The 25,401-nt window shown below is 58.9% G+C and carries 23 protein-coding genes; 5 read left to right on the top strand and 18 right to left on the bottom strand.

Going from position 1 to position 25,401, the window contains the following annotated elements; all coding sequences use genetic code 11:
• Positions 1–13: 13 nt before the first annotated feature.
• From ACODS3_RS20100 to ACODS3_RS20060, 9 genes are all read right to left on the bottom strand, one after another.
• A complete protein-coding gene (locus tag ACODS3_RS20100) occupies positions 14–1,936 on the bottom strand; it encodes a DUF1800 domain-containing protein (protein WP_025259292.1) in 1,923 nt (640 codons plus the stop codon).
• A gap of 636 nt (positions 1,937–2,572) precedes the next feature.
• A complete protein-coding gene (argE, locus tag ACODS3_RS20095) occupies positions 2,573–3,721 on the bottom strand; it encodes an acetylornithine deacetylase (RefSeq protein ID WP_489035932.1) in 1,149 nt (382 codons plus the stop codon).
• The gene (locus ACODS3_RS20090; protein ID WP_489035930.1) at positions 3,718–4,395 is read right to left on the bottom strand and encodes a DUF1028 domain-containing protein; all 678 of its coding nucleotides are present in this window, start codon (positions 4,393–4,395) and stop codon (positions 3,718–3,720) included. Before ACODS3_RS20090 ends, argE begins: the two co-directional genes overlap by 4 nt.
• A gap of 11 nt (positions 4,396–4,406) precedes the next feature.
• Entirely contained in the window at positions 4,407–4,823 is a 417-nt protein-coding gene (locus tag ACODS3_RS20085; protein WP_025259295.1) for a RidA family protein, read from the bottom strand.
• 40 nt (positions 4,824–4,863) lie between these two features.
• Positions 4,864–6,165: a flavin-containing monooxygenase gene (locus ACODS3_RS20080; protein ID WP_489035927.1), complete on the bottom strand. Its 1,302-nt coding sequence runs from the start codon at positions 6,163–6,165 to the stop codon at positions 4,864–4,866.
• Positions 6,166–6,291: 126 nt separating this feature from the next.
• Complete coding sequence (locus ACODS3_RS20075) at positions 6,292–7,023, bottom strand: class II aldolase and adducin N-terminal domain-containing protein (protein ID WP_025259297.1); 732 nt, start codon at positions 7,021–7,023, stop codon at positions 6,292–6,294.
• Positions 7,024–7,081: 58 nt separating this feature from the next.
• On the bottom strand, positions 7,082–7,915 hold the full coding sequence (locus ACODS3_RS20070) for a transporter substrate-binding domain-containing protein (RefSeq protein WP_025259298.1): 834 nt from the start codon (positions 7,913–7,915) through the stop codon (positions 7,082–7,084).
• A 27-nt stretch (positions 7,916–7,942) separates the two neighbouring features.
• The gene (locus ACODS3_RS20065; protein ID WP_025259299.1) at positions 7,943–8,815 is read right to left on the bottom strand and encodes a phytanoyl-CoA dioxygenase family protein; all 873 of its coding nucleotides are present in this window, start codon (positions 8,813–8,815) and stop codon (positions 7,943–7,945) included.
• Between the two features lie 31 nt (positions 8,816–8,846).
• On the bottom strand, positions 8,847–10,367 hold the full coding sequence (locus ACODS3_RS20060) for an amino acid ABC transporter permease/ATP-binding protein (RefSeq protein WP_489035925.1): 1,521 nt from the start codon (positions 10,365–10,367) through the stop codon (positions 8,847–8,849).
• Between the two features lie 519 nt (positions 10,368–10,886).
• Here ACODS3_RS20060 and ACODS3_RS20055 point away from each other — a divergent pair.
• Positions 10,887–11,780: a LysR family transcriptional regulator gene (locus ACODS3_RS20055; RefSeq protein ID WP_256590479.1), complete on the top strand. Its 894-nt coding sequence runs from the start codon at positions 10,887–10,889 to the stop codon at positions 11,778–11,780.
• A 50-nt stretch (positions 11,781–11,830) separates the two neighbouring features.
• On the opposite strand, the gene ACODS3_RS20050 is transcribed toward ACODS3_RS20055, so the two are convergent.
• From ACODS3_RS20050 to ACODS3_RS20040, 3 genes are all read right to left on the bottom strand, one after another.
• Complete coding sequence (locus tag ACODS3_RS20050; RefSeq protein WP_304576146.1) at positions 11,831–12,328, bottom strand: N-acetylmuramoyl-L-alanine amidase; 498 nt, start codon at positions 12,326–12,328, stop codon at positions 11,831–11,833.
• A 105-nt stretch (positions 12,329–12,433) separates the two neighbouring features.
• Positions 12,434–14,110: an acid phosphatase gene (locus ACODS3_RS20045; protein WP_489035922.1), complete on the bottom strand. Its 1,677-nt coding sequence runs from the start codon at positions 14,108–14,110 to the stop codon at positions 12,434–12,436.
• A gap of 109 nt (positions 14,111–14,219) precedes the next feature.
• Positions 14,220–14,972 carry a substrate-binding periplasmic protein gene (locus ACODS3_RS20040; RefSeq protein WP_489035920.1) on the bottom strand — a complete coding sequence of 251 codons (753 nt, stop codon included), beginning with the start codon at positions 14,970–14,972 and terminating at the stop codon, positions 14,220–14,222.
• A 151-nt stretch (positions 14,973–15,123) separates the two neighbouring features.
• Between ACODS3_RS20040 and dnaX the strand changes: the two genes are divergently transcribed.
• The 3 genes from dnaX to recR all read left to right on the top strand — a co-directional run bounded on the left by dnaX (position 15,124) and on the right by recR (position 18,444).
• Entirely contained in the window at positions 15,124–17,253 is a 2,130-nt protein-coding gene (dnaX, locus tag ACODS3_RS20035) for a DNA polymerase III subunit gamma/tau (RefSeq protein WP_201019952.1), read from the top strand.
• A gap of 61 nt (positions 17,254–17,314) precedes the next feature.
• Positions 17,315–17,641 (top strand): YbaB/EbfC family nucleoid-associated protein, encoded by a 327-nt coding sequence (locus ACODS3_RS20030; RefSeq protein WP_025259308.1) that lies wholly within the window; start codon positions 17,315–17,317, stop codon positions 17,639–17,641.
• 200 nt (positions 17,642–17,841) lie between these two features.
• Complete coding sequence (gene recR, locus ACODS3_RS20025) at positions 17,842–18,444, top strand: recombination mediator RecR (RefSeq protein WP_025259309.1); 603 nt, start codon at positions 17,842–17,844, stop codon at positions 18,442–18,444.
• 61 nt (positions 18,445–18,505) lie between these two features.
• Here recR and ACODS3_RS20020 read toward each other — a convergent pair whose 3' ends face one another.
• Entirely contained in the window at positions 18,506–19,054 is a 549-nt protein-coding gene (locus ACODS3_RS20020) for an adenine phosphoribosyltransferase (protein ID WP_201006163.1), read from the bottom strand.
• A 62-nt stretch (positions 19,055–19,116) separates the two neighbouring features.
• Positions 19,117–19,851 carry a fumarate/nitrate reduction transcriptional regulator Fnr gene (gene fnr, locus ACODS3_RS20015; RefSeq protein ID WP_201006166.1) on the bottom strand — a complete coding sequence of 245 codons (735 nt, stop codon included), beginning with the start codon at positions 19,849–19,851 and terminating at the stop codon, positions 19,117–19,119.
• Positions 19,852–20,002: 151 nt separating this feature from the next.
• Here fnr and ACODS3_RS20010 point away from each other — a divergent pair, with 151 nt between their 5' ends.
• Positions 20,003–20,467, top strand: a complete 465-nt coding sequence (locus tag ACODS3_RS20010) for a chemotaxis protein (protein ID WP_201006275.1) — start codon at positions 20,003–20,005, stop codon at positions 20,465–20,467.
• 14 nt (positions 20,468–20,481) lie between these two features.
• On the opposite strand, the gene hemN is transcribed toward ACODS3_RS20010, so the two are convergent.
• The 4 genes from hemN to ACODS3_RS19990 all read right to left on the bottom strand — a co-directional run bounded on the left by hemN (position 20,482) and on the right by ACODS3_RS19990 (position 25,336).
• Complete coding sequence (hemN, locus tag ACODS3_RS20005; RefSeq protein WP_489035915.1) at positions 20,482–21,864, bottom strand: oxygen-independent coproporphyrinogen III oxidase; 1,383 nt, start codon at positions 21,862–21,864, stop codon at positions 20,482–20,484.
• A gap of 130 nt (positions 21,865–21,994) precedes the next feature.
• Positions 21,995–22,678, bottom strand: a complete 684-nt coding sequence (locus ACODS3_RS20000) for a sulfite exporter TauE/SafE family protein (protein WP_489035913.1) — start codon at positions 22,676–22,678, stop codon at positions 21,995–21,997.
• Positions 22,671–22,892 carry a cbb3-type cytochrome oxidase assembly protein CcoS gene (ccoS, locus tag ACODS3_RS19995; RefSeq protein WP_201006172.1) on the bottom strand — a complete coding sequence of 74 codons (222 nt, stop codon included), beginning with the start codon at positions 22,890–22,892 and terminating at the stop codon, positions 22,671–22,673. Before ccoS ends, ACODS3_RS20000 begins: the two co-directional genes overlap by 8 nt.
• On the bottom strand, positions 22,871–25,336 hold the full coding sequence (locus ACODS3_RS19990) for a heavy metal translocating P-type ATPase (protein WP_489035911.1): 2,466 nt from the start codon (positions 25,334–25,336) through the stop codon (positions 22,871–22,873). The genes ccoS and ACODS3_RS19990 overlap by 22 nt, the downstream gene beginning before the upstream one ends.
• Positions 25,337–25,401: the final 65 nt, after the last annotated feature.

The raw sequence follows: 25,401 nt of genomic DNA, 5'->3' as shown, positions 1-25,401 counted from the left end.
AAGCCCCCTTTAGCTATTTCAGGTTGTAGGCCGGGTCGAGAGTCAGTGCTTTGACTGCTTGTAGGCCGGACTCCAGCAATGGCAGTTCGATTCGTAATGGCGCGCTTGCCAACACTGAGTTGAAAGATATGTTTCCGGCTGATGTCTTGAGGTTTGGAATGCGTGCGGCAGCTATTGGAAGGCAAGGTGTTACACGGCACTGGAGCTGTTGTCGTCCGGTACCATATTCAAGGTTTGAGTTGAGTGGGGCATGGCGGTCTTCCAGAGTTGCCTGTTCTGCTTGAATGGGATGACTGACTTCGAACACCAGGCTCAGATTGCAGTAGAACGAGCCCAGCGGTGAGTCAGCCTGGCAACCTGAGCCGGCGGTAGTGGACCAGCGAGCTTTTTGGGGGGAAAAGCGATAACCATCCAGAGCTATCCAGTTGACGAAAAGATTACTGCCGGTACTTTGTACGTCCATAGTCACTGTTACTGTATGGATATTTTCAGGCAGCTCTTTGCGTGGAATACTCACCCATTCCCACATGGGTTTCAGGTTTCCAGGTTCATTTGAACTCAATTCATGTTGGGTATTAGCACCGAGTTTCGCTTCAAAGGTCTTGATGATCTGATTGTTGACCGACACTTTAAAGCGCACAGGTGTGGTGGTGTATTCGGACGCAAAGCGCACCTGCAAGGCGTCGGCTTGTGGACGCTGTTCAAGGGTTTGCACCGCTTGCCAGAGGCGCTGTATGACACGTTCTCGATCAGTGAGAGTCTTGCTGCTCAACCACTCCAGCCCACCACGCCAGCCCTCGACTGAGGGTGCCATGAACGGTGCTTGTCCCAGGGCAGCAGAGTAATCGACCAGAATCTGCTGATCCGGTAGTACCAGTTCAAATGTGCGAGCGAAACCTATCACCAGTTCCAGTGGGGACTTAAGCAGTACGCCGCGATTGCGTTCATCCCAAAAAGCCGGACTCAATAATAGATCCTGAAGCAGAGCCCGAATGTCATAGTCGCTGTCGCGCAGAACCTGAGCCAGACGCTCGACCTCCTGCGGAGCTGGAGTCAAGGAGACGAATTCGTTATAAAACCGTTGTGCCAGACGTTTGGCCGTTTGTGGTTGTTGGAGCAGGATATCGACCAACTCGTCCAGCTCTTTGTCACTGTTGCCATTTATAGTTTGGCCGAGCACACGTTTTTCGGCACGGTCTGCTGTCTTTTCATCAAACCGATAACGCCATTGTTGTTCAAACGCAACACCATGTCCGGCCAAGACTCGGGCTACTTGTCTTACGTCCTCTTGGCTGTAAGTGCCAATTCCCAACGTGAATAGTTCAAGGAGTTCGCGTCCCAGATTTTCATTAGGACGGTGCTTTGTATTATGAACATTATCTAATCCGCTTAGCATCATTGGGTCTTGCAGTACTTGACGTGTCAGGCTGCGAAAGTTGCGATTGCCTGTATCCCGGAATAGCATTAACTGTTCTAGGAATGGTGCGGTGATGTGGGTTTTGTCGAAGCGTGAAACAAAAAGGTTATGCCAAAACAGGGTCATTCGATCCGCGAAAGGTGAGGGCGTTACAACCATTTCCTGTAACCACCACGCTTGCAGTTGATTAATTTCGTTGATACGTAGAAATGTGGTTTCGCGATCTTGCCATCCCTCGGCCCAATAGTTTGGGTGGGGTTGGCGTGTGAAGGCTGGTGGTTGTGTCCATAATGGAGCATCCAGAGACTCAAGCAAGCGTTCTACTGCCTGTTCGCGACTCAAGTGCTGATAGAGTTCCCTGTCGGAAGGGCTGGCACCAAAGCCGGTGCGACCCAGCAGGTGGGTTGTTTCATCTGGCGTCAGTGCATGAGCATTGCAGGCTATGATTGAAAGCAGGGTCGACAGAGCGACGGAGAATTTTTGTCCCGAAAGTGCTTTTGGTATGGAGAAGAAAGACATGGTGTTCCCCTGCTGTCTGGGATCTGCTGACGGGGAACATGGTTAAACTTATCGCGGCTTACAACAACTCGGAACGGTTCCCTAGAGTACGCATTGCTTGTTTTTAGTCGAAGTTGAAATTGAAAAAAAACGCTATCGGCTGGATTTTTCTCAAAAAATCAATTTGAAACAAGAGATTTCGTTCTTTTTATTTTTAATGAGGGTCTGACGAAAAATCCCAAAGGTTATTGAGATATTGACTTCGCTTTACTTGAGGGGCTTAAGTATTTTTGGCTGGCTTGTTTGGGCCTTCTTCAAAGGGTGCGAAGTTAAGGTCGGCTAGTGAGAGGTTTGAAATTTTTGCACAAGCGGTACACTAGGTGGCTATTAAAAATGCAAAGCTACGGTGCGTGTTCATTTGCCAGAAAATACCATTGATAGACTCGGTAATGAGATCGCACGCAGACTTTTTCCTGTACGGGGTCTATAAAAATCCCGTCCGCCGAAGCATGGTGAATGTTAACGGTTTTGTTTGTCGTTGGTCCCTTAGCGATGATCCAGCGCTCTCCAAATTCGGCAACAGGCGAGGGCGTAGAGAGATAGATATTTGAGCCTGGCCATACCCATAACCCCTCACCCAAAAAGTTATTGATGACCTTAACGCTGTGCAAACACCAGCACTTGCCTCAGCATCTCATCACACGCCTCAAGCTGTTCAACACTGATGAATTCATCCGGCTTATGCCCTTGTTCCATGCTCCCAGGCCCGCAGACCACGGCCGGGATTCCTGCTTGGTCGAACAATCCGCCTTCGGTGCCGAAGGCGACGGTGCCGAATGCTCGGGAGCCGCAGAACTGTGCAATCAACTCCGCTGCGTGGCTTTGCATCGGTGTGTCCAGGCCTGGGTAGCTCGACAGTTCGGTGAATTGGATGTCGCTCTGTCCGCTCACTGCTCGCATGGCTGGTAGCAGGTTGTGTTGGGCGTAGGTGTGCATGGCGGTGACGATCTGGCGTGGGTCCAGTGTCGGGAGCGAGCGGACTTCAAAGTCGAAGTGGCACTGTGCGGGGACGATGTTCAAGGCGGTGCCTCCGCCGATCACGCCTGTCTGCACGGTGGAGAAGGGCGGGTCAAAACGCGGGTCCTGTGTATCGGCTTTTAATGCCTCCCCAAGACGACCCAGTTCGCAGATCAGCTTTGCGGCGTATTCGATGGCGTTGACGCCGCTGGGTGCATGGGCCGAATGGCAGGCGGCTCCGTGGACTTCGCAGCGCACGGCGACTTTGCCTTTGTGCCCAAGCACCGGTTTGAGCTCCGTGGGTTCGCCGATCACGCACAGCAGCGGTTTTACTGGGCGGGTATGGAGCGTTTCAAGCAATGAGCGCACGCCCAGGCAACCGATTTCTTCATCGTAGGACAGCGCAATGTGTACCGGCAGGCGCAGCGAAGCTTGTGCCAGCGCCGGGACCATTGCCAGCACGCAGGCAATGTAGCCTTTCATGTCGGCCGTGCCGCGACCGTAAAGTCTGCCGCCATCTTCGCTCAGCTCGAACGGCGGGAAGGTCCAGGCCTGGCCGTCCACCGGCACGACATCGGTATGCCCGGACAAGACGATGCCCGGCACGTCGGCCGGGCCGATTGTGGCAAACAGATTGGCCTTGGTCTTTTGCGCGTTGTAGATCACCTCGCAGGCGACCCCGAAGCTGTCGAGGTAATCACGAACAAAATCGATCAGGGCCAGGTTGGACAGGCGGCTGGTGGTGTCGAAGGCAACCAGTCGCGCCAACAGCTCGCGGCTGGTACTCATCGATCATCCCCCGGTACGCCGTAACCCGGTGCGCTGGCGGGGTTCAGGGCGCGGTCGATGTAGTCCTGCATTTGTGGCCGGTAGGCTTGCCACAGGTTGTTCAGTGCTTCGATGGGGTCGTGGTCGGTCCAGTCCACGCGCAGGTCCACGATGGGCCAGGAAGGTTCGCCCACCACTTTTACTGCCGCCGAGTGTACCGGCCCGGCTTCGCCGCCTGCCGCCAGACCTGCACGCATCGCTTGCAGCAGACGTTCGGCCAATGGCCCTGTGGTTTCCTCGAAAGCCTTGATCATGGTGTCGATGACTTCAGGGCTTGCGAGCATATTGCCAGCCACCACGCACTGATTCCCGCTGCGTGCGTTATTGATGCCCAGCGTTTCGCTGCCGCTGAAGTGCGCGGTTCGTCCCAGGTGGTCGATGGCTGTAATTTGCCGATACTCGCTGAAGGCGTTGCCCGCCAATGCCTGTTCCAACGCCTCGGCTGGCAGCAGGCCTTGCTCGATCAGCTCCAGTGTTTGAGGTCCCAGTGCGGGCAGGGTGATGTTCTGCGAGGACACGGCCCCAACGCCAGCGCGCAACCAGGGGCAGCGTGCGCCCACGGCAATGCTCGATGAGCTGATGGCGATGCCCAACTGGCCGGTTTCTGCGCAGCGTGCAGCGATGGAAAAGGTCATGGTGGCGCTCCTTATTCAGGGATTACGGCGATCACGTCGATTTCCATCAGCCATTGCGGCTGACCCAATGCCGATACCACCAGCCCTGTGGAAATGGGGAAGACGCCTTTGAGCCATTTGCCGACTTCGTGATAGACCGGCTCGCGGTAGCGCGGGTCGATGATGTAGGTGGTGGTCTTGACGATGTGCGACAGGTCGCTGCCTGCTTCTTCGAGCAGTTGCTTGACGTTTTTCATCGCCTGATTCGCCTGTGCGGCGGGGTCGCCAAGGCCGATCAGGTTGCCGTCGAAATCGGTGCCGACCTGGCCGCGCACGTACACGGTGTTGCCGGCACGCACGGCCTGGCACAGGTCGTTGTTCAGGCTTTGGTTGGGGTAGGTGTCCTTGGTGTTGAACATGCGGATGCGAGTGTGAGTCGGGGTGCTCATGTGAAACTCCTGGGGAGCGATTCGCGCTCCGATAAAGTGATCAGCCGTTGACGTTGCGCAACTGGACGACAGGGGAGGGCATGACACGTTTGCACTGGTCGTACGATCGGTATTTGTGTTGAGTGGCGATCTGGTCAGCCACATGTTTGGCGTCGTGCCACACGCCCCAGATAAAGGCGGAGCCGCGTCGCGATAGCCACGGCAGGCCGACGAAGTACAGGCCTTGCTCGCTGGACACGCCACGTTGATGGCGAGGTTTGCCCTTGGCGTCGAAGGCATCGAGTTGCAGCCAGCTGTAATCCTGGGAATAGCCCGTGGCCCAGATGATCGAGGTGACACCGGCGGTGGCCAGGTCCAGTTCCTGCAACGGGTGAGTGATGCAGTCGGCATCGGCCACTCGCTCGCGGGCCGAGGGCTCCAGTGGCAGGTCCAGGCCGTTGCGCTGCGCATAGGCATCGGCAGCATCGAGCAGTGACAGGTAGTTCTCGTCGCCTCGGTCGAGGTTGTCGACCAGATCGTTCTGGAAGCGCACCTTGCCATCGGCAAAGCTTTCGGTCAGGCCGGTCAGGGTCATGCCGGCCTGTGCCAGACGACGGAAGTCCACGGTGTAACCGCCACGCGCACCGCTGACCGCAATGGTCACGTGTTCCTTGCCGGGCTGTACGGTTTCGCTGTCCCACAGGCCCAGCACGCCCAGCCACCAGCAGAAGTCTCGGCCACGGTAGGCGCGTGGCGGACGGTCGTGGGGGCCGACCGACAGATAGACCTGACGGCCAGCGAGCAGCAGTTCTTCGGCGATCTGTACGCCGGAAGAGCCAGCGCCGACTACCAGCACTGCGCCCTCCGGCAGTTGTTGGGGGTTGAAGTAGTGGGCCGAGTGAATCTGGTGCAGGGCGTCATCCTTGGGGGCAATTGCCGGGATGACGGGCTTCTGGAACGGGCCGGTCGCTGATACCAGGTGGTTGACCACGTAGGTGCCTGCGATGGTTTCGACGGTGAAGCCTGCGCGTTGCCGGTTTCGGGTAACGCGCTTGACCTCTACGCCGGTCTTGATGGGCGCATCGAATTTGCGTGCATAGCGCTCGAAGTAATCGGCGACCTGTTCCTTGCCGGCGAACCCATCCGGGTCCATGTCGAATTCAAGGCCTGGAAAGCGGTCATGCCAGGCCGGGCCGTTGGCGACCAGCGAATCCCAGCGGCCACTGCGCCAGGCTTCTGCAACGCGGTGTTTTTCCAGTACCAGATGCTCGATGCCAAGGCGGCTCAAGTGCTCGCTCATGGCTATGCCAGCCTGGCCCGCGCCCACGACGAGTGTGTCGATTTCTGTGATTTTCTCGGTCATCCTGGCCTCCTTCAACAGGCCGTTTTCGACGTGTTGGTGCCGTAAAAAAGTAGCGAAACGTCAGGGCGCAGGCGCAAAGAGTCCTACGGCATCCGCAGACGTGTATCGAGTCAGTAACGGGTGTTGTCAGTCGACCAGCGAAGGGTCCTGCTGAATCATCAGCAGCTTCATTTCTTCAAAATGCTGGTGAGAGAAATCGGTGATTTTTTCCCAGTCACGGGCGGTTTTCTCCGCGACGTCGTCTGGCAGAATTTTCAGCGGCTGGCCTGTGGACCATGCCGTTACCAGAATCTGGCAGGCGCGCTCCAGGGTCCAGATGTCGTCGAAGGCTTCGCCTACGGTCGGAGCAATGACGATCACGCCATGGTTGCCCATCAGCAGACGGTTCTTGCCTTCCAGCAAGCCGGTCAGGCGTGCGCCTTCGGCTGTGGTGTCGGCCATGCCGCCGTAAAGCTCATCCACTGCTACGCGGTTGAAGTAGCGGGCGGTGTTCTGGTCGATTGCCGGAATGTGCGGCTTGGCCAGGCACGCCACGGCGGTGGTGTAGACCGGGTGCAAGTGCAACACCACGCGGGCATCCGGCAGGCGCTGGTGGATCTGCCCATGGATGGACCAGGCGGTGGCATCTACATCGGGCCGGTGGGCGGCTTCGGCATCATCGGCATCCAGCAGCAACAGGTCGCTGGCGCGCAGCCGCGAGAAATGTTTCCACTTGGGGTTGAGCAGAAACTTTTTGCCGTCGGCTGACAGGGCGGCGCTGAAATGGTTGGCAACGGCTTCGTGCATGCCCAGGTGGGCGATGATGCGAAAGGTCGCCGCCAGGTCGATGCGCGTCTGTTCTTCGAAGTTGAGGGCCATGGTTATTGCACTCCGGTAGAGCGTGCCCGCAGTGACTGCCGGGCACGTTCATGGGCTATCAGGGTTTTGGCATCAGCGTGGCGATGTCGTCGGCAGTCGGGGCCTGGAACTTGTATTTCTCCAGCAACGCGGCGTATTCCGGGGTCTTGCTGTATTTTTCAAGGCCTTCGATCAGGGCGTTCTTGACCACATCGTTGCCCTTTTTCACGCCGAAGCCGTTGAGCACCGGGTAGATCAGGGTTTCGGAGGAGATCACCACCCGGTTGCCGAGTTTCTCCACCACGCCGCGAGCCACGGCCGCGTCGGTGATCTGTGCTTCAACCGCGTGGGCCAGCATGGCCTGGGTCGTTTGCGGGTCGGTGCCGTATTCGCTGATCGCGATAGGTGGCAGGCCGTTTTTCACGCAGTACTCGGTGGAGAGTTTTTGCAGTTGTTGCAGCCAGGAGGTTGCAGCCATGGAGCCGATCTTGTGGCCACAGAAGTCTTCCGGGGTCTTGGGCTGATAGGCGCTGCCCTTGACCGCCAGGATGGACTCGCCGCTTTTGAGGTAGGGAATCATGTCGATGACTTTCAGGCGGTCGGCGGTGATGTACATCGACGAGTTGGTGATATCGAATTTGCCGCCCTGCAGGCCACCGATCAGGTTGGGAAAGCGGGTGTCGATGTTCTCTGCCGTCATCCCCATCACTTTCGCCAGCCCGTCGAGAAACTCGATGTCGAAGCCGGCTGGTTTGTTCTTGTCCATGTATTCATAGGGGAAGAACGTCATGTCGGAACCGGCGATGATCTTGCCCGGCTGCTGGAAAGCCGAGGCCATCGATGCGGACATGGCAAGCGCAGCGCCCAATACAGCCAGCGCAACGGGACGAACAATCAGGCTTGAAAGCTTCATGGGTATTCCTCGCAGAGTGGGTAGGGTTCAGGCAGTGGCGACGTCGTTTCCGGCTTGCTGCACGAAAAACGAAGCGCCCTTGGGTTTCTGTGGCAGGCGAATCTGGTGCACGGTGCTGCGAATCAGGCCGCTTTCCTCGCCCGCCACCATCAAGCCGGTGTGCTCGCTGGGCAGCGGGTTTTCACCGAAGGGCAAGGCGTCTTCGGCGGCATAGACGCTGATGAACAGGGTGCGTGGGAATTCGGTTTCATTGGGGCTTGAGGCGTGCAGCAAGCGGGTGTGCATGAAGCACACCGAGCCCGACGGGCCATAGCAGGCGACCGGTTGCTGGCAGTGCTCTTCAATGACGGTTTCTTCAACCGCACCGGTAAAGCGGCCGTTCTGCCAATGGGACCAGAGCTCTCCCTTGTGGCTGCCCGGCACTACGTTGAGCGGGCCGTTTTCCGGGGTCACGTCGCTGACCATCAGCAGGGCTGTCACCAGGTCGTCGTTGCTGTGTGGCGTGAACAGGAAGTCTTGATGCCACTTCACCTGCGTGGCGGTGTGAGGCAGTTTGGAGTTGATCTTGCTGTGATGAAAACGGGTGCCGCTGCCGCCGATCAGTTGCGCGGCAATGGTTGCCATGCGCGATTGAAATGCCGTCTGGTAGTACGCCTGCGAGATTTCCGTGGGTGAGGTCACGCGGCGCAGCGACGGGTGATCGGGGCGATGGTCGCTTTCCAGATCGAAACGTGGTCGACCATCCAGGGTCTGCCCCCAGGCCTTGTCCTGGCTGCGGCTGTTCTCTACCCACTGGTCGAAGTCTTGCTGTAGCGCGGCCACTTCATGGGCGTTCAGCACGTTTTCCACCACGAGAAAGCCCTGTTCGTGAAACTGGTCTATCTGCCATTGCTCGATCATGTTCTTTTCCCATCAAACAAAACGTTAAGGTTCAAGCCAACGAGACATCTTTCAGAAAAGCTTCAACACGCGGGTGCTGGCCGTTGCGCAGCGCCTGTGGGTTGTCGTCGCACACCACGCGGCCCTTCTCCATGAACACGATGCGATCGGAGACCTTGAAGGCGAAGTTCATCTCATGGGTCACGATGACCATGGTGATGCCCTCTTGCGCCAGGGTTTCGATGACCTGCAGCACCTCGTTGACCTTTTCCGGGTCCAGTGCCGAAGTGGGTTCGTCGAACAGCATGATTTGCGGACGCATCATCAAGGCACGGGCAATCGCCACTCGTTGCTGCTGGCCGCCGGACAACTGATGCGGGTATTTCCAGGTGTGTTCCAGCATGCCGACCTTGTGCAGCAGCTCGTAGGCCTGTTGCTTGAGCTCATTTGTCGGGGCCAGGCGGTGGTAACGCGGGGCCAGTAGCAGGTTGTCGAGCACGGTCAGGTGCGGGAACAGGTTGAAGCTCTGGAACACCATGCCGATCTTCATGCGGTGCTCGGTGTGTTCCACGTAACGCGGTTTCTGTGCGCCCTGGCGGGTCAGGTGAATGAAGGGCTGGCCATTGACCTTGATGTCGCCGTTATCAATCTGCTCAAGACCGTTGAGCAGGCGGATCAATGTGGTCTTGCCCGAGCCCGACGGCCCGATCACCGACACCACTTCACCGGGCTGGATCTGCAGGTTGACGGCCCCCAGCACTTCGATGTCGTTGTAAGCCTTGTGCAGCCGGGTCGCCTGGAGTGCAGGGCCTTTGAAGTCTGAGACGGGGCGGTCAATGGCGGTGCGCTGTTGGGTAGCGAGCTTGAGCATGTCGGCGTCCGGTTCGCGCACGACCTTGCGCTGCGTCACGTCCAGGTAGCGTTCAAGGCGTTTGAGCAGGAAGTCGAACACAGTAACGATCAGCACGTAGTAGAAGGCCACTGCCGCCATGGTTTCCATGACCAGGAAGTTCTGCGAGTAGAGGCGCTGGCCTACCATCAGGATCTCGGTCAGGGAGATCACCGACACCAGCGAGCTGAGTTTGACGATGGAGATGTATTCGTTGGTCAGCGACGGCAGCGCGACACGAAGCGCCTGGGGAATCACGATCCGCCATTGAGTGCCGACAAAGCTCAGCCCCAAGGCTCTGGCCGCTTCACTTTGCCCTTTGGCGATGGAGAGCAGGCCGCCGCGATGGATTTCTGCGACGTAAGCGGTTTCGCATATCACCAGGGCGATGAGGCCTGCCCAGAACGGGTTGGCCAGCACGGCCGAGGTGGCTGGCACGACCTGCGGCAAGTTATAAATGAATATCAGCAGGACCAGTAAAGGCAAACTACGAAATAGCCAGATATAGGCCCGGGCTGGCAAGTTGATCAGGGGCTGGGATGATTGTTTGGCCAGCGCCAGAACAAACCCCAGAACAATACTTATTACCCACGTCAATACACTGAGCTGAATGACGGTCCAGCTCGCCCTCCAGAACTCGGTATCGCTGAGCAGACTAAACATGTATTTCCAGTCAAACGTCATCGTCAGTTCGCTCGGCAAGTGAATAGTGATGGGCGACGTCCTGTCGAAGTTGATAGTGAACGCTCTCTGTTCTCCCTTCTGTGGCCATCATGATTGATGCCAAGTCCACTCGCCAAATAGTAAGTTTTGGCCCATAGCATAGGAAAATCCTAAGCAGATACTAGGCTGATAATGACAAGCGCCTCAGGGCTCTGAAGTTCGGAGCCTGAATAGCGGATTTTATGCATCTGAAGTGCGCACTTTTAGGGCGGTCAATCAAGCGCTCGGGCACGACTGCGCGCATTCAGTGCGCCGTCTGTCGTGCTGCGAGGCCCGTCATTGCTGGGGTTTATCAGCGCGTAGCAGGCTGGGTTATCGGTAACAGGCGATGTGATTAACGAATTGACGCAAAACCTGGCCGCTGGCATGGTCTTCGCTAGGGTATAGGTAAAAGCTATTCAGGCAATGCGGTACAAAGCGGGGTAAGCAGTGACTCACTTTACATTGAAACAGCTCAAGTATTTTGTCACTGCGGTTGAAATGGACAGTATTGCCGAAGCCTCGCGACAGTTGCATATTTCTCAGCCTTCCATTTCAGTGGCTATCAAGAATCTCGAAGAGGCATTTGAACAGCCTTTGTTTGTACGCCACCATGCGCAAGGTGTTTCCCTGACGTCAGGTGGCGGGAAAGTATATGAGAAAGCTAAAGAACTCTTGCGACTTTCCGAAGAACTTGAACAGAACTCGCGCGCGGATAACAAACATGTCCGTGGCACTATCGCTATTGGTTGCTTTGAATCGGCTGCGCCACTTTATATGCCCCGGCTGGTTGCAGGTTTCAAGCGTTTATACCCCGATGTCACTATTCAACTGTGTGATGGCGAGCAACACGAATTGATGCACGGGCTGCACCGTGGCCGTTTCGATCTGGCGTTTCTGTACGATCTGGAGCTGGGCGCCACCATCAATAAAGAAGAGTTGAACGCGCCGCACAAGCCTTATGCGTTGCTGCCGGCAGCTCATCCTCTGGCACAGAAAAAAACCGTCACGCTGCACGAGCTGAGCCAGGAGCCGATGATCCTGCTGGATGCCGTACCCAGCAGAACCTACTTCATCGATATCTTTACGGAAAAGGGCTATTCGCCCGTGGTTGCGTACAGTTCACCGTCGATTGAAATGGTGCGCTGCATGGTCGGCCAGGGGTTGGGTTTTTCGGTATTGGTCACTCGGCCCTGCACCAACATGACTTACGACGGCGAGCTACTGGCCCAACTGGATATTGAAGATGATATGCCAGCGTCGACGCTGGTCATGGCCTATCTGCGCAACAACCAGCCAACACGCGCTACCCGGCTGTTTATGGATTATTGCCGCACTGTCGAGCTGGCCCCGCCTGCCAATGTTGCCGCGAGGGTGATCGAACCCTGTGCATGAGGCAAGCAGGTGCTTGCCTCATGCAGCGGTAAGAGCTTTGCACTGATTGCTTAACGAGCGTCAGCTCGACTCGCCCACCATTCGCTTACATCAAACGAAGGACACGCCTTGATGAACTCGTCAGGCGTGATCTTGCCGTCGCCATTGCGATCAGGCGACAGGTCGCGGTGGCCGAGGATACGTGCAACTGGGTAGCGGCCCTTGAGTTGCTGTAACAGGGTTTCCAGGGTCGCAAACTGTGCGGGGGTGAAGTTGTTTTCCGGTTTGTTGCTGGCATCGACGCCGCCTGCCAGGCAAACACCGATGGAGTTGCTGTTATGGCCACGTACATGGGCGCCGATGGTGCTTTCTGCGCGTCCGGTTTCCAGTTCGCCATTGCGGCGGATGACGTAGTGATAGCCCACGGTGTCGAAGCCGCGCTGGATATGCCATTGGGTGATTTCACGCACGCCGATGTCTGCCGTGGCGCGAGTGGCGGAGCAATGGACGACGATGAGGTCGGTGCTGGTCCGATCCTTGAGGGTCGAAGGGGTTGAGGTCTGGTTCATGGGCTGCATTCCTTGCAAGGTGATTGGAGCCTTGTAAGGAATACGAGAGCGACATCTGTCTCAAGTCAGCCGCTGCGTACAGCGGCTGACAGGCTTTTCGGTCATTCAGGTGGGAAATTGCAGTGCATTGGTCAGGTCGCCCATGGGTGCCTGGCCACGGGCAGCCATGGCGTCGTCGCGACGCTTGAGGCCATCGAGCTTTTCCAGGCCATGAATGCGGGTGATCAGGCGCAGGATCGAGGCGGTGTCGTAGACGGTGTGGTCCACGGTGCCTTTACGGGCCAAGGGTGAGACGACTATTGCCGGGATGCGTGTGCCGGGGCCGAAGCGGTCACCTTTGGGTGGCGCGACGTGGTCCCACCAGCCGCCGTTTTCGTCCACGGTGATGACGATCACCATGTTTTCCCACTGCGGGCTGTTGCGCAGCACTTTGATGACCCGGTCGATATGCCGGTCGCCGGAAGCGACGTCGGCGTAACCGGCGTGCAGGTTCAGGTTGCCTTGAGGTTTGTAGAAGGTCACGGCCGGCAGATTGCCGGCTTCGGCATCGGCCAGGAACCTGTTGGTGCTCGACTCATCGCCAAGACCGCCATCGCGCAGGCGCTTCTTGCGCTCGGCCGGGTTTTGCGGGCCTTGTTGCTTGAAGTAGTTGAACGGCTGATGGTGGTACTGGAAGTTGGGGATTTTCGGGATGCCGGTGGAGTCCTTGAACTCGTCGAGGGTGACTTGCCAGGCACCTGCATACCAGGCCCATTCGATGCCTTGCTTCGACAGTTTGTCGCCGATGTGGTCGTGGCTCTGGGGCACCAGCACGTTGGCCAGGTCCGGTTTTGAGTAATCCGGGTTCTGCGGGTCGCGCAGCCAGGTCGGCCAGTAGGGCGGGGCCAGGGTGTTGACCGCGTAGCCGTCTGGCGTGAGGGCGCTGGGGCCGAATTGTGGCGGACCTTCCATGGCGCTGGCCGGGGATTTTTCCAGTGGCTTGAGGCGCGGGTCCAGCGGGTCGTCGCTTTGCAGGGTGGCGATCTGGGCCTTGGCGGCAGAGTTGGCGGCGTCCGGGTAGAACGGCGCGGTGGCCGAGATCAGGTATTGGTGGTTGAGGAACGAACCGCCGAAAGCGCCCTGGAAGAAGTTGTCACACAGCACGAATTCCTTGGCGACGTCCCACAGACGTAGCGAATACTGGCTTTGCGGGTAAGTGCCCATGGTCAGCCCGCCGGCATCGGCCCAGGCCACGAAGCGATCATTCTTGCCTTCGTTGATCTGCATCTGGTTCTGGTAGAACACGTGCCACAGGTCGCGGGTCACCAGGCTCAGCGGCAGGTCTTCGCCATGCGGGCCTTTGAGCGGGAAGGGCGCGTTGGGCAGGTTTTCCTGGTATTGCACGCCAGCCGGGTAGGTGACGCCATCGACCGTCTGCGGCCCGACCTGCAATACGCCGCCCCAGGCGGGTGGCAGGGTTTTCAGCAGGGTGCCGTCGCGGTCGTGTTGCTGATAGTCGGCAGGCTTGAGGGCCGACAGCGGCTTTTCGACGCCGGGGAAGTCTGCGAACAGGTTATTGAAGCTGCGGTTCTCGGCGTAGATGACGACGACGGTCTTGATGTTCTTCTTGAGTGCCTTGTCCAGCTCGGCGCCAGTCAGGTGTCTTTCAGTGCCAGAGGCGTTTTTTTCGCTGGCTGTGGCGTAACCGCCGAGGGTGACGCCTGCGCCCAGTGCCGCCATTCCTCCCAGAAAACGGCGACGGCTGGGGTTGGTCTGTGAGTCGTCGTCTGGTTTGTCGCTCATGCGGATTACCTGCTCGCTTTAATTGTTACTAAAGATTTCCGTGAGCGTATCGAGGCTATATGACGATATTGCTACAGGAATGAGTGCCGCAAGCAGGGTAGACGATTCTTCATGGAGCGCGCGGCGCGGTATAGCGATCGATGATCTGCTGGATTTCGCCGGAGACTTGCATGCGCACCAGTGTGCGGAGGATTTTCTGTACGGGGATGTCGGGGTCATTGCGCACGATGCAGCCCGCGGGCTGTTCACTGATCAGTGAAACGGCCTTCAGGCGTTTGTGGTCGGGCAGGTCGCGATTGATCCAGTCCATGATCAACTGGCTGGCGATGGCATAGTTGTAGCGGCCCGCGATGAGTTTGCGCAGCGCGTGCTCCTGGCTGCGTGCGTCTTCGCGGACCAGTTTGTGATTGTTGAACAGATGCTCCATGGTCGGGTAGTTGTAGCCGAGTACGGTGCCGATGGTTTCGTGATCGAACTGATCCGGGTAAGGCCCGGCAGCGGTTTCAGCCGATGCGATCAGCAAATCGCGCTGATACAGGATCGGCAGGCTCCAGAGATAATCCCCCGACAGGTTCGGCACCCAGGCCTGGGCGGTGTAGCAGCGGATATCCACTTCGCCGCGATCCAGTGCCGGCTGGACACGCAGGCGCGGCAGCACGTGGTACTCGGCACTACGTCCCACCTGACGGGCCAGGCTCTGCATGATGTCGAACAGAATGCCGGAAGTGGGCTGGTGGTTTTCAATGCGAATCAAGGGCATTGACCAGCTTTCGGCTACGGAAAAGCGCAGCGGTGCTTCGGCGGCAACGCTGAACGGGCTGAATAAGAGGAGAGCGATCACCATGATCGGACTTCGGCGCATGCAGGGCCTCTCTACTACATAGGGCCTTTATAGAGGTCTTGATGCATTCATTTGTTCAGCTTAGTCAGATTAACCTGGGACACCAGATGCAATTTTGCCCTTGCTCCGCTAGCATTAGCGGTCTTCCGCTTCCCAGTTGCGACGGTTTTCAATGAGTTATCAGGTTCTTGCACGTAAATGGCGTCCGCGCTCGTTCCGCGAAATGGTCGGCCAGACTCATGTGCTGAAGGCCCTGATCAATGCGCTGGACAGCCAGCGGTTGCACCATGCCTATCTGTTCACCGGCACCCGTGGCGTCGGCAAGACGACCATTGCGCGGATCATCGCCAAGTGCCTGAACTGCGAAACCGGCATTACTTCAACGCCTTGCGGCACGTGTTCGGTCTGTCAGGAAATCGACGAGGGTCGTTTTGTCGACCTGATCGAGATCGACGCCGCGAGCCGGACCAAGGTCGAGGACACCCGCGAGTTGCTGGATAACGTCCAGTACGCACCGAGCCGCGGACGCTTCAAGGTCTACCTGATCGACGAAGTACACATGCTGTCCAGCCACTCGTTCAACGCGCTGCTGAAAACCCTTGAAGAGCCGCCGCCCTACGTCAAGTTCATCCTGGCGACCACCGACCCGCAGAAGCTGCCTGCCACGATTCTGTCGCGCTGCCTGCAGTTTTCGCTGAAAAACATGACCCCCGAGCGCGTCGTCGAGCACTTGAGCCATGTGCTGGGTGTCGAGAATGTGCCGTTCGAGGACGACGCACTCTGGCTGTTGGGCCGTGCAGCCGATGGTTCGATGCGCGATGCCATGAGCCTCACCGATCAGGCCATTGCTTTCGGCGAAGGCAAGGTCATGGCCGCCGATGTGCGGGCGATGCTGGGCACGCTGGATCATGGTCAGGTTTTCGATGTGCTGACTGCCTTGCTTGAGGGCGATGCACGCGGGCTGCTGGAGGCCGTGCGTCATCTGGCCGAGCAGGGGCCGGACTGGAATGGCGTGCTGTCGGAGATTCTTAACGTCCTGCATCGTGTGGCGATTGCCCAGGCGTTGCCCGAGGGCGTCGATAATGGCCACGGTGATCGTGACCGCGTATTGGCCCTGGCTCAGGCATTGCCTGCCGAGGACGTACAGTTTTACTACCAGATGGGCCTGATCGGACGTCGCGATCTTCCTCTGGCGCCTGACCCTCGCGGCGGCTTTGAGATGGTGCTGCTGCGAATGCTGGCCTTCCGTCCTGCCGAGAGCGCCGATGCGCCGAGACAGCCGCTAAAGCCAGTGGGGATCAACCAGGCCGCAGTTGATTCCCGACCTCCGGTGGCTGGTGCGACTGCTGTTGCACCGGTCGCGCCTGTAGCGCCTGTTGCAGCCGCGCCCGCACCGGTTGTCGCGCCTGTGCCTGTGGCTGAAAAGCCCGTGCCAGTGCCACCGCCTGTTCAAGAGGCAGCTCCACCTGCGCCGGTCGAGGAAATCGATCTGCCATGGAACGAGCCCAAGGCGCCTGTTGCCGAGCCCGTGCCTGAGCCGGTCGCGCAGCCAGAGCCCGAACCGGTGCTTGAAACCGTGGCCGAACAGCCCGAGCTGACCCCGATGCCAACGCCCGAGCCTGCCAGCCCGGTGCCGGACGCGCCGCAGGTCCAGCATCCCGAGCCGGTTGCCGAGCAGCAGGTCACGCCGGGCATGCTTGAAGCCATCCCGGACTCGGCGTATCTGTCTGCGCCGATGGATCGCGACGACGAGCCGCCTGTGGATGACGACTATGTGGAGCCGGATATCGATATCGATCCCGCTTCCTATAGCTATCTCGATGAGTTGGCCCACGAAAGCGTCACCGAAGCCGAAGCGCCAGAACCCGAGCCTGCACCGGCCGCGATGCCGGCCACGGGCCTTGCGCTGCAATGGCTGGAAATGTTCCCGCAATTGCCTATCTCCGGCATGACAGGCAGCATCGCCGCCAACTGCACGCTGATCAAGGCCGAAGGCGATAACTGGCTGCTGCACCTGGACCCGGCTCACAGTGCCTTGTTCAATTCGACTCAACAACGCCGTCTCAATGAAGCGTTGAACCAGTTCCATGGTCGTACGATCAATTTGAGTATCGAGCTGATCAAGCCCGAGCAGGAAACACCTGCCCAGGCCGCGTCCCGCCTGCGTGCCGAGCGTCAGCGCCAGGCCGAGGCTTCGATTCACGCTGATCCGTTCATCCAGCAGATGTTGCAACAGTTTGGCGCAGTGATTCGAGAGGATACGATCAAGCCCGTGGACGCTCCCGTAGCGCAGGCTCATTAACTGACGGCTCGACGCTTGTGGCGTCGCGCAAACGAACCATCCATTTTCGAGGAGATATCCCATGATGAAAGGTGGCATGGCTGGCCTGATGAAGCAGGCCCAGCAAATGCAGGAAAAAATGGCCAAGATGCAGGAAGAACTGGCCAATGCTGAAGTGACCGGCCAGTCGGGCGCAGGCCTGGTGAGCGTGGTGATGACCGGTCGTCATGACGTCAAGCGCATCACTCTGGATGACAGCCTGATGCAGGAAGACAAGGAAGTGCTGGAAGACCTGGTTGCCGCCGCCGTCAACGACGCCGTGCGCAAGATCGAGCAGGCCAGCCAGGAAAAGACTGCCAGCATGACTGCGGGCATGCAGTTGCCGCCGGGCATGAAACTGCCTTTCTAAGGCCGGCTCTCTGTACCGATAAATGCCAGGCCCAGTGCCTGGCATTTTTTTGCGTGCCTTTCGCGAATGAATTCGCTCCTGCTGTGGGAGCGAATTCATTCGCGAAGAGTCCCGGGACGGCATCTGTGGCAGGTGTGGTTGACGCTTACTGCAAGGCGCGGGTATAAACCGCGTCTTGTGTTTTCGTCGGACCTTTCTCCATGAGCTTCAGCCCCCTGATTCGCCAATTGATCGATGCCTTTCGCGTCCTGCCGGGTGTCGGTCAGAAAACCGCTCAGCGCATGGCGTTGCAGTTGCTGGAGCGTGATCGCAGTGGCGGTTCTCGTCTTGCGCTGGCATTGAGTCAGGCCATGGAAGGTGTCGGTCACTGCCGCTCATGCCGCACGCTGACCGAAGAAGATCTGTGCCCACAATGCGCGGACCCTCGTCGCGACGACACGCTGCTGTGCGTGGTCGAAGGGCCGACGGATGTCTATGCAGTCGAGCAGACGGGCTATCGCGGTCGTTACTTCGTGCTCAAGGGGCACTTGTCGCCACTCGATGGTCTTGGGCCTGAAGCCATCGGCATTCCACAATTGCTGGAACGCATCAACGAGCAGGGCACTTTCACTGAAGTCATTCTGGCCACCAACCCGACAGTGGAAGGTGAAGCCACAGCGCATTACATTGCCCAGTTGCTCAACGACAAAGGCCTGATCGCCTCACGCATCGCCCATGGCGTGCCCTTGGGTGGCGAGCTGGATCTGGTGGATGGCGGGACACTGGCCCATTCGTTTGCAGGGCGCAAGCCGATAGCCCTGTGATAGGTCGTTCGCGGCCAAGGCCCCCCACGGATTATGTAGGAGGGGCCTTGGCCGCGACTGTTTACTGCTCGTTCAACGCAAAGTTGGTCAGGCAGAAGGTCGGGATATTCATGTCTACCAGACGCTGAGAACCACCCAGTTCCGGCAGGTCGATGATCGCTGCGGCTTCGTGGATGTGCGCACCCATGCGGCGGATCAGGTTCGCGGCTGCAATCAGAGTGCCGCCCGTGGCGATCAAGTCATCGAACATCACCACTGAGTCGCCATCGCACAGGCTGTCGGCGTGTACTTCCAGGTAGGCTTCGCCGTATTCGGTCTGATACGCCTCTGAGAGTACGTCAGCCGGCAGTTTGCCTTGCTTGCGGAACAGGATCAGCGGCTTGTTCAGTTCATAGGCCACGACCGAGCCGATCAGAAAACCACGGGCGTCCATGACGCCGACATGGCTGAAGTCGGCATCGATGTAACGCTGCACGAAGCTGTCGATCACCTGGCGGGTGGCCTTGGGCGACTGGAAGAGCGGGGTGATGTCGCGAAAGACTACGCCGGGCTTGGGGAAGTCTACGACCGGGCGAATCAGGGATTTGAAGCTCAATTCATCGAAAATCATTGCGTATGATCCGGGGCGAGTTTGGCCGGTAGTTTAAGCCGACCAGCCCCGGATCGCACGTCTCAGCTTTCCATTGCCCCGCCCGCCAGGGCACAGAGCTGGATCGGGTCCAGGATATGGATTTCCTTGCCTTCGGCTGCAATCAGCTGATTCTGCTGGAAGCGGGTAAACACGCGGGATACGGTTTCCACGGCCAGGCCCAGGTGATTGCCGATCTCGTTGCGGGACATGCTCAGGCGGAACTGATTGGCCGAGAAGCCGCGTGCCCGGAAGCGTGCCGAAAGGTTGATCAGGAAGGTCGCAATACGCTCGTCAGCGGTCTTTTTCGACAGCAGCAGCATCATTTGCTGGTCGTCGCGGATCTCACGGCTCATGACACGCATCAGTTGCCGACGCAGTTGTGGAAGCTGTACGGACAACTCGTCAAGGCGCTCGAAGGGGATCTCGCACACTGAGGTGGTTTCCAGTGCCTGGGCCGACACCGGGTAAGCCTCGGAGTCCATCCCGGACATGCCGACCAGTTCGCTGGGCAGGTGGAAGCCGGTGAGCTGTTCTTCACCGGCGTCACTGATACTGAAGGTTTTCAGGGCGCCGGAACGCACGGCATAGACAGAGGAGAAGGTATCGCCCTGGCGAAACAGGAATTCGCCCTTTTTCATCGGGCGACCACGTTTGACGATCTCGTCGAGGGCATCCATGTCTTCCAGGTTCAACGACAGCGGCAGACAGAGCGGCGCGAGGCTACAGTCCTTGCAATGGGCCTGGCTGTGAGCACGCACTTTGACTGGCTCGGACATCACTTAATTCCTTGTGGGAAATCACACATAGGTCGTAAGGGTAACTCACGCACAGTGGCTTAGACCAGTGTGCAAAGTGTTCTCTGGTATCAAGGTTATTTCAAATGTGTCGATAAACTTACACAGTTTTAAACTTCAAGCAGGTCTTGCCATGTCATTGTCAGGCTCAATCATCGGCGCCATCAGTATTCGCACTCCTGCCGCCCAGACACCTGTCGCTTCTGTTCAGCCCGAAGCTGTAGCACCTGTAAAGGAAACGAAGGGCATTCAGGTAGATTTATCGAGTGCAGGCAAGGCTGCGGCGTCTTCGTCGTCGAAAAACTCGGATATCGAGCAAAGCGGTCTTCCCGAGTCGGTGCAGAAAATTCTCAAGGCCATACGCGAACTGCAAAGAAAGATCGCGGAAACCCTGGAGAGAATTCAGGAAGTACTCAACGACAAGAGCCTCAGTTACGACGAGCGGCAGACCCAGGCCACAGCCCTGCAAACGGTGTTGGGCATGTTGCAGCGGCAGGTGAGCAATTCCACCGCTGATATGGCCAATCTCATGAACCAGATGCATGCCAGCGATTCTGACAAGATCAAGGCCGGTATTCTGGTGATGGCCAAGATGTAAGCATCAACGGCGGTTCATATCACCCGCGAAAACCGCTGACGGTTCTGCTGGTTCAAATAGTTGTCGAACACCATGCACACCGAACGCACCAGCAGACGACCGGCTGGCAGGATGTTGATGCCGCTTGTGCCCAGCTCGATCAGCCCGTCCTTTGCCATTTCCGCCAACTGCGGCCACTGCTCATCGAAGTAGCTTCTGAATTCGATGTTGAAGGCTGTTTCGATCTCGCTGAAATCGAGGTCGAAATGGCAGATCAGTTGCTGGATCACGGCGCGTCTGATCCGGTCATCTTCTATGCAGACCAGCCCTCGCTTGGTTGCCAGTTGGTCGCTGGCCAGCAGTCCCTGATAGTCGTTCAAGTCGCTGCTGTTCTGGCAATACAGATCACCGATCTGGCTGATCGCCGAGACGCCCAGGCCAATCAGATCGCAATGGCCGTGGGTGGTGTAACCCTGAAAGTTGCGTTGCAGGGTCAGTTCTTCCTGGGCGACGGCCAGTTCGTCATCGGGCAGGGCGAAATGGTCCATGCCGATATAGCGATAACCGGCCTTGGTCAGTTGCTCGATGGTGCGTTCCAGCATCAGCAACTTGGTTTCCGGGCTGGGCAGGTCGGCGTTATCGATGCGCCGCTGGGGCATGAAACGCTCGGGCAAGTGGGCGTAGTTGAACACCGACAAGCGATCGGGTTGCAGGCTGATGATTTCGTTGACGGTATGGGTAAAGGCTTCGAGGGATTGCTTGGGCAGCCCGTAGATCAGGTCGATATTCACCGAGCGAAATTGCAGGGTGCGTGCGGCTTCGACGATGGCACGGGTTTCTTCCAGGCTTTGCAGGCGATTGACGGCACGCTGGACGGCCGGGTCCAGGTCCTGCACTCCCAGGCTGACACGGTTGAAACCCAGCTCACGCAGCAGACCCATGGTGGACCAGTCGGCTTCGCGAGGGTCGATCTCTATGCCGTAGTCGCCGGAGTCGTCATCGAGCAGGTTGAAATGCGTGCGCAGTTTCGCCATCAACTGACGCAGTTCGTCATGGCTGAGAAAGGTCGGCGTACCGCCACCAAAGTGCAGTTGCTCGACCACCTGACCGGGAGCGAGATGGCTGGCCAGCATCTGGATTTCCTGTTCGAGCCGTTGCAGATAAGTGTGGGCGCGACCACGATCCTTGGTGACGACTTTGTTGCAGGCGCAGTAGTAGCAGATGTTCGCGCAGAACGGGATATGAACGTACAGCGATAGAGGACGCAGGGCCTTGCGGCTGTCACGCAGGGCATGAAGCAGGTCGAAGGCACCGACTTGTGTGTGAAATTGCACTGCGGTTGGGTAGGACGTGTAGCGCGGTCCTGCCAGGTCGTAGCGGCGGATCAGATCTGAATCCCAACGAATGGCGTCGAGCATGCGGGCATTCCCCCGGATAGGCTGGCAATGCAGGTGAGTCTACGGAGCTGATTGTGGAAGGGTGTTGATGTGCGTCAAATACGCGCGGAGGGTGGTCATGAAACTGTCTGCTCGATGTGCAAACAGATTCTCAATGTCCCATGAGCCAATGCTGATGCGGGCCGGGCAGGGTCCACAGGCCGAACAGGATCACCAGCAGGCCACCGGCCATGCGAATGCCGCGTTTGCGCAGCAGGGCCGTGGTGCGTTCGGCGGCCAGCCCGGTGGCGAGCAGCACAGGCCAGGTCCCAAGGCCGAAGGCGAGCATGAGCAAGGCGCTATCGATGGCATTGCCCTGGCTGGCCGACCACAGCAGTGTGCTGTAGACCAGCCCGCAAGGCAGCCAGCCCCACAGTGCGCCCAGCAGCAAGGCGCGTGGCAGGCTCGATACTGGTAGCAGGCGGGTCGCAACGGGTTGAATGTGGCGCCAAAGGCCGCGCCCCAGGTGTTCGATGCGTGTCAGGCCGCTCCACCACCCCGCGAGATACAGGCCCATGGCAATCAGCAGCAGGGCGGCGATGACCCGCATTGCCATGGCCAGCGGGCTGTTGGCAACGGCCCAGCCTGCCAGCCCGAGTAACAGGCCTGCGCTGGCATAGCTGAAGATGCGCCCCAGGTTGTAGGCCAGCAACAGGCGAAAGCGGAGACTGCGTTGCTCCTTGGGGATGGCCAGGGTCAAGGCGCCCATCAGGCCGCCACACATGCCCAGGCAATGACCGCCGCCCAGCAGGCCAAGTATCAGGGCGGAAAGCAGCAGGGGGGCGAGTTCAAGCATCGGGCTCTATCTCGTCCTTCTTCTGTGGCGGGCTCTTGCGTGAAGCTTCATCCAGAGCGGCTTGATGGTTGGGGTCCTGATCGTCGAACAGGATGCTGTGGGCCGGGCCTTCCATGTCGTCGTATTGCCCGCTGTCCACGGCCCAGAAAAAGACATAGATCGCGATGGCGACCAGCAGCAGCGCTGCGGGAATCATGATGTAGAGCGCGGGCATAAAGCCTCCGGAACCGACTGCCGAATGACGGGCGCTGGTGCCTTGATGACGGGCAGACGGGTCAGGCGCAGGGCGTTGAGCACAACCGTCAGCGAGCTGATGGACATGCCGACGGCTGCCCAGACAGGTGTGATCCAGCCCAGCGCTGCGAACGGCAGCATGAGCCCATTGTACAAACCGGCCCACAGCAGGTTTTCGATGATCACCCGGCGTGTGCGCCGCGCCAGACTGAAGGCCTGTACCAGTGTCTGCAAGCGGTTGGACAACAGGACCGCATCGGCACTGGTTTTTGCCAGGTCTGTGGCTGACCCCATGGCGATGCTGATATCGGCGGCAGCCAGTACGGGCACGTCATTGACGCCATCGCCCAGCATCAGCACCTTGCGGCCTTGTTTGTGCAGGTTTTGCAGCATGGCCAGTTTGTCGTCCGGGCGCAGACCGGCGTGGGCTTCGTCGATGCCCAGTTCGGCGGCAACGCTGGCGACCATGGGTGAGCTGTCACCAGACAGCAGCAGGGTTTTCCAGCCTCGCGCCTTGCAGGCCTGCAAAAGCTGGCTGGCATCTGCGCGCAAGCGGTCGTCCAGAACCAGCCACGCCAGTGGGGCTCTGGCATCGCCCAGCAACAGCCACTGGCCGGGCTCATTGGGGATGGAAGGAGCCTCACTGGCACTCAATGCGCAGACGAACCCCGGCTGGCCGATGCGCAGGCGATAGCTGCCGACAGTGCCTTCCAGGCCAAGGCCCGGTGTGCTGTGAACGTCTTCGGCGGCAAGTGGGGCGCGCCCGAATGCTCGGGCGATGGGATGTTCCGAGCGGTTTTCCAGTGCCGCGGCCAGGCTCAGGCAGGTATCGGCATCCAGTGTGCCAAGCGGCTTGATGCTGCGCAGGGTGAGACGGCCTTCGGTGAGGGTGCCGGTCTTGTCGAAAATCACGGTGTCGATCTGGTTCAGCCCTTCAAGCACGTGGCCACGGGTCAGCAGCAGGCCGAGTTTGTGCAAGGTGCCGGTTGCGGCGGTCAGGGCGGTGGGTGTCGCCAGCGACAGGGCGCAGGGGCAGGTTGCGACCAGCATTGCCAGGACAATCCAGAAGGCGCGGGTCGAATCGATCTGCCACCAGCACAGGCCGATGACTGCGGCAGCGATCAGCGACCCGAGCAGGAACCATTGGGCTGCGCGGTCGGCTATTTCTGCCAGACGGGGTTTTTCCGTCTGGGCGCGCTCCAGCAGACGCACGATGGCCGAAAGGCGGGTTTCATGGCCCAGCGCCTGGACATGAATCGTAAGCGCGCCTTCGACATTGAGCGTACCGGCAGTCACGCTATCGCCTGTGCTGCGTGGCTGCGGCAGGTATTCGCCGGTCAGCAGCGACTCGTCGACGCTGGACTGGCCCTCCAGCACCTTGCCATCGGCTGGTATGACTGCGCCGGGATGCACCAGTATTCGGTCATTCAGGTGCAGCTCGCTGAGCAGGATTCGTTGGGGCTGGCCGTTATCGTCCAGTCGCAGACAGGAGGCTGGCAGCAGGTTGACCAGTTGTGCGGTGGCAGCGGCGGTACGTTCCCGTGCGCGTCGCTCCAGATAACGGCCAGCCAGCAGAAACAGCGCAAACATGCCGACCGCATCGAAATACAGCTCGCCGGTGCCGGTGATGGCGGTCCAGATTCCGGCCAGATAGGCGCCGCCTATGGCCAGCGACACGGACACATCCATGGTTAGGTGGCGAGTACGCAGGTCGCGCAGGGCTCCCCGAAAGAAGGGCGCGCAACTGTAGAAAATGATGGGCGTGGTCAGGAACAGCGCGACCCAGCGCAGGATGGCATGCATCTCGGGGCTGAGGTCGATATTGAATTCCGGCCACGTAGCCATGGTCGCCATCATCGCCTGAAACCACAGCAGCCCTGCGACCCCCAGTTGACGCAGGGCCAGTCGGTTTTCCCTGGCCAGTTGTTCGGTGGCGCGATCGGCCTGATAAGGGTGAGCGGCGTAGCCGATGCTGCGCAGTTCGCTCAGCAACTGGCTCAACGGTAACTGGCTGTCTGCCCAGCGCACATGCAGGCGATGGCTGGACAGATTGAGCTGAGCTTCGGCGACGGCGGGCAGGCTGCGCAGATGGCGTTCGATCAACCAGCCACAGGCCGCGCAACTGATGCCTTCCATCAAGAGCGTGGTTTCGGACAGTTCGCCTTCATGACGTACGAACGCTGCCTGCACATCGGGGCGGTCGTACAGTTCCAGCTCATCCACCAGTTGTGCGGGCAGGCTGTCTGGGTTGATCGAGGTTTCGCTGCGGTGACTGTAGTAACTTTCCAGCCCGCCAGCGACGATGGCCTGCGCCACTGCCTGGCATCCCGGGCAGCACAGTTCGCGGGTTTCCCCGAGCACGATGGTGGTGAATCGGCTGCTGGATGGAACGGGCAGCGCGCAGTGGTAGCAGGGTGTGGTCATGGTCTTTTAAGTGTTGCCAAGTCAGTTTGGTACCTGTGGGAGGCAGCTTGCTGGCGCCTGGGCCC

The organism is Pseudomonas sp. FG43 (genome assembly GCF_057809175.1).
Note: the sequence above shows the minus strand (reverse complement) of the source record. Positions and strands in the feature narration are given on the sequence as shown.

What these genes read in the sequence shown, in the direction of transcription:
- ACODS3_RS20070 (WP_025259298.1), bottom strand. Translation starts at nt 7,915, where the DNA reads ATGAAGCTTTCAAGCCTGATTGTTCGTCCCGTTGCGCTGGCTGTATTG.
- ACODS3_RS20100 (WP_025259292.1), bottom strand. Translation starts at nt 1,936, where the DNA reads ATGTCTTTCTTCTCCATACCAAAAGCACTTTCGGGACAAAAATTCTCC.
- ACODS3_RS20075 (WP_025259297.1), bottom strand. Translation starts at nt 7,023, where the DNA reads ATGGCCCTCAACTTCGAAGAACAGACGCGCATCGACCTGGCGGCGACC.
- ACODS3_RS20055 (WP_256590479.1), top strand. Translation starts at nt 10,887, where the DNA reads ATGGACAGTATTGCCGAAGCCTCGCGACAGTTGCATATTTCTCAGCCT.
- ACODS3_RS20010 (WP_201006275.1), top strand. Translation starts at nt 20,003, where the DNA reads ATGTCATTGTCAGGCTCAATCATCGGCGCCATCAGTATTCGCACTCCT.
- ACODS3_RS19990 (WP_489035911.1), bottom strand. Translation starts at nt 25,336, where the DNA reads ATGACCACACCCTGCTACCACTGCGCGCTGCCCGTTCCATCCAGCAGC.
- ACODS3_RS20000 (WP_489035913.1), bottom strand. Translation starts at nt 22,678, where the DNA reads ATGCTTGAACTCGCCCCCCTGCTGCTTTCCGCCCTGATACTTGGCCTG.
- dnaX (WP_201019952.1), top strand. Translation starts at nt 15,124, where the DNA reads ATGAGTTATCAGGTTCTTGCACGTAAATGGCGTCCGCGCTCGTTCCGC.
- ccoS (WP_201006172.1), bottom strand. Translation starts at nt 22,892, where the DNA reads ATGCCCGCGCTCTACATCATGATTCCCGCAGCGCTGCTGCTGGTCGCC.
- ACODS3_RS20090 (WP_489035930.1), bottom strand. Translation starts at nt 4,395, where the DNA reads ATGACCTTTTCCATCGCTGCACGCTGCGCAGAAACCGGCCAGTTGGGC.
- ACODS3_RS20085 (WP_025259295.1), bottom strand. Translation starts at nt 4,823, where the DNA reads ATGAGCACCCCGACTCACACTCGCATCCGCATGTTCAACACCAAGGAC.
- recR (WP_025259309.1), top strand. Translation starts at nt 17,842, where the DNA reads ATGAGCTTCAGCCCCCTGATTCGCCAATTGATCGATGCCTTTCGCGTC.
- ACODS3_RS20080 (WP_489035927.1), bottom strand. Translation starts at nt 6,165, where the DNA reads ATGACCGAGAAAATCACAGAAATCGACACACTCGTCGTGGGCGCGGGC.
- ACODS3_RS20065 (WP_025259299.1), bottom strand. Translation starts at nt 8,815, where the DNA reads ATGATCGAGCAATGGCAGATAGACCAGTTTCACGAACAGGGCTTTCTC.
- argE (WP_489035932.1), bottom strand. Translation starts at nt 3,721, where the DNA reads ATGAGTACCAGCCGCGAGCTGTTGGCGCGACTGGTTGCCTTCGACACC.
- ACODS3_RS20045 (WP_489035922.1), bottom strand. Translation starts at nt 14,110, where the DNA reads ATGAGCGACAAACCAGACGACGACTCACAGACCAACCCCAGCCGTCGC.
- hemN (WP_489035915.1), bottom strand. Translation starts at nt 21,864, where the DNA reads ATGCTCGACGCCATTCGTTGGGATTCAGATCTGATCCGCCGCTACGAC.
- ACODS3_RS20040 (WP_489035920.1), bottom strand. Translation starts at nt 14,972, where the DNA reads ATGCGCCGAAGTCCGATCATGGTGATCGCTCTCCTCTTATTCAGCCCG.
- ACODS3_RS20030 (WP_025259308.1), top strand. Translation starts at nt 17,315, where the DNA reads ATGATGAAAGGTGGCATGGCTGGCCTGATGAAGCAGGCCCAGCAAATG.
- ACODS3_RS20060 (WP_489035925.1), bottom strand. Translation starts at nt 10,367, where the DNA reads ATGACGTTTGACTGGAAATACATGTTTAGTCTGCTCAGCGATACCGAG.
- ACODS3_RS20050 (WP_304576146.1), bottom strand. Translation starts at nt 12,328, where the DNA reads ATGAACCAGACCTCAACCCCTTCGACCCTCAAGGATCGGACCAGCACC.
- ACODS3_RS20020 (WP_201006163.1), bottom strand. Translation starts at nt 19,054, where the DNA reads ATGATTTTCGATGAATTGAGCTTCAAATCCCTGATTCGCCCGGTCGTA.
- fnr (WP_201006166.1), bottom strand. Translation starts at nt 19,851, where the DNA reads ATGTCCGAGCCAGTCAAAGTGCGTGCTCACAGCCAGGCCCATTGCAAG.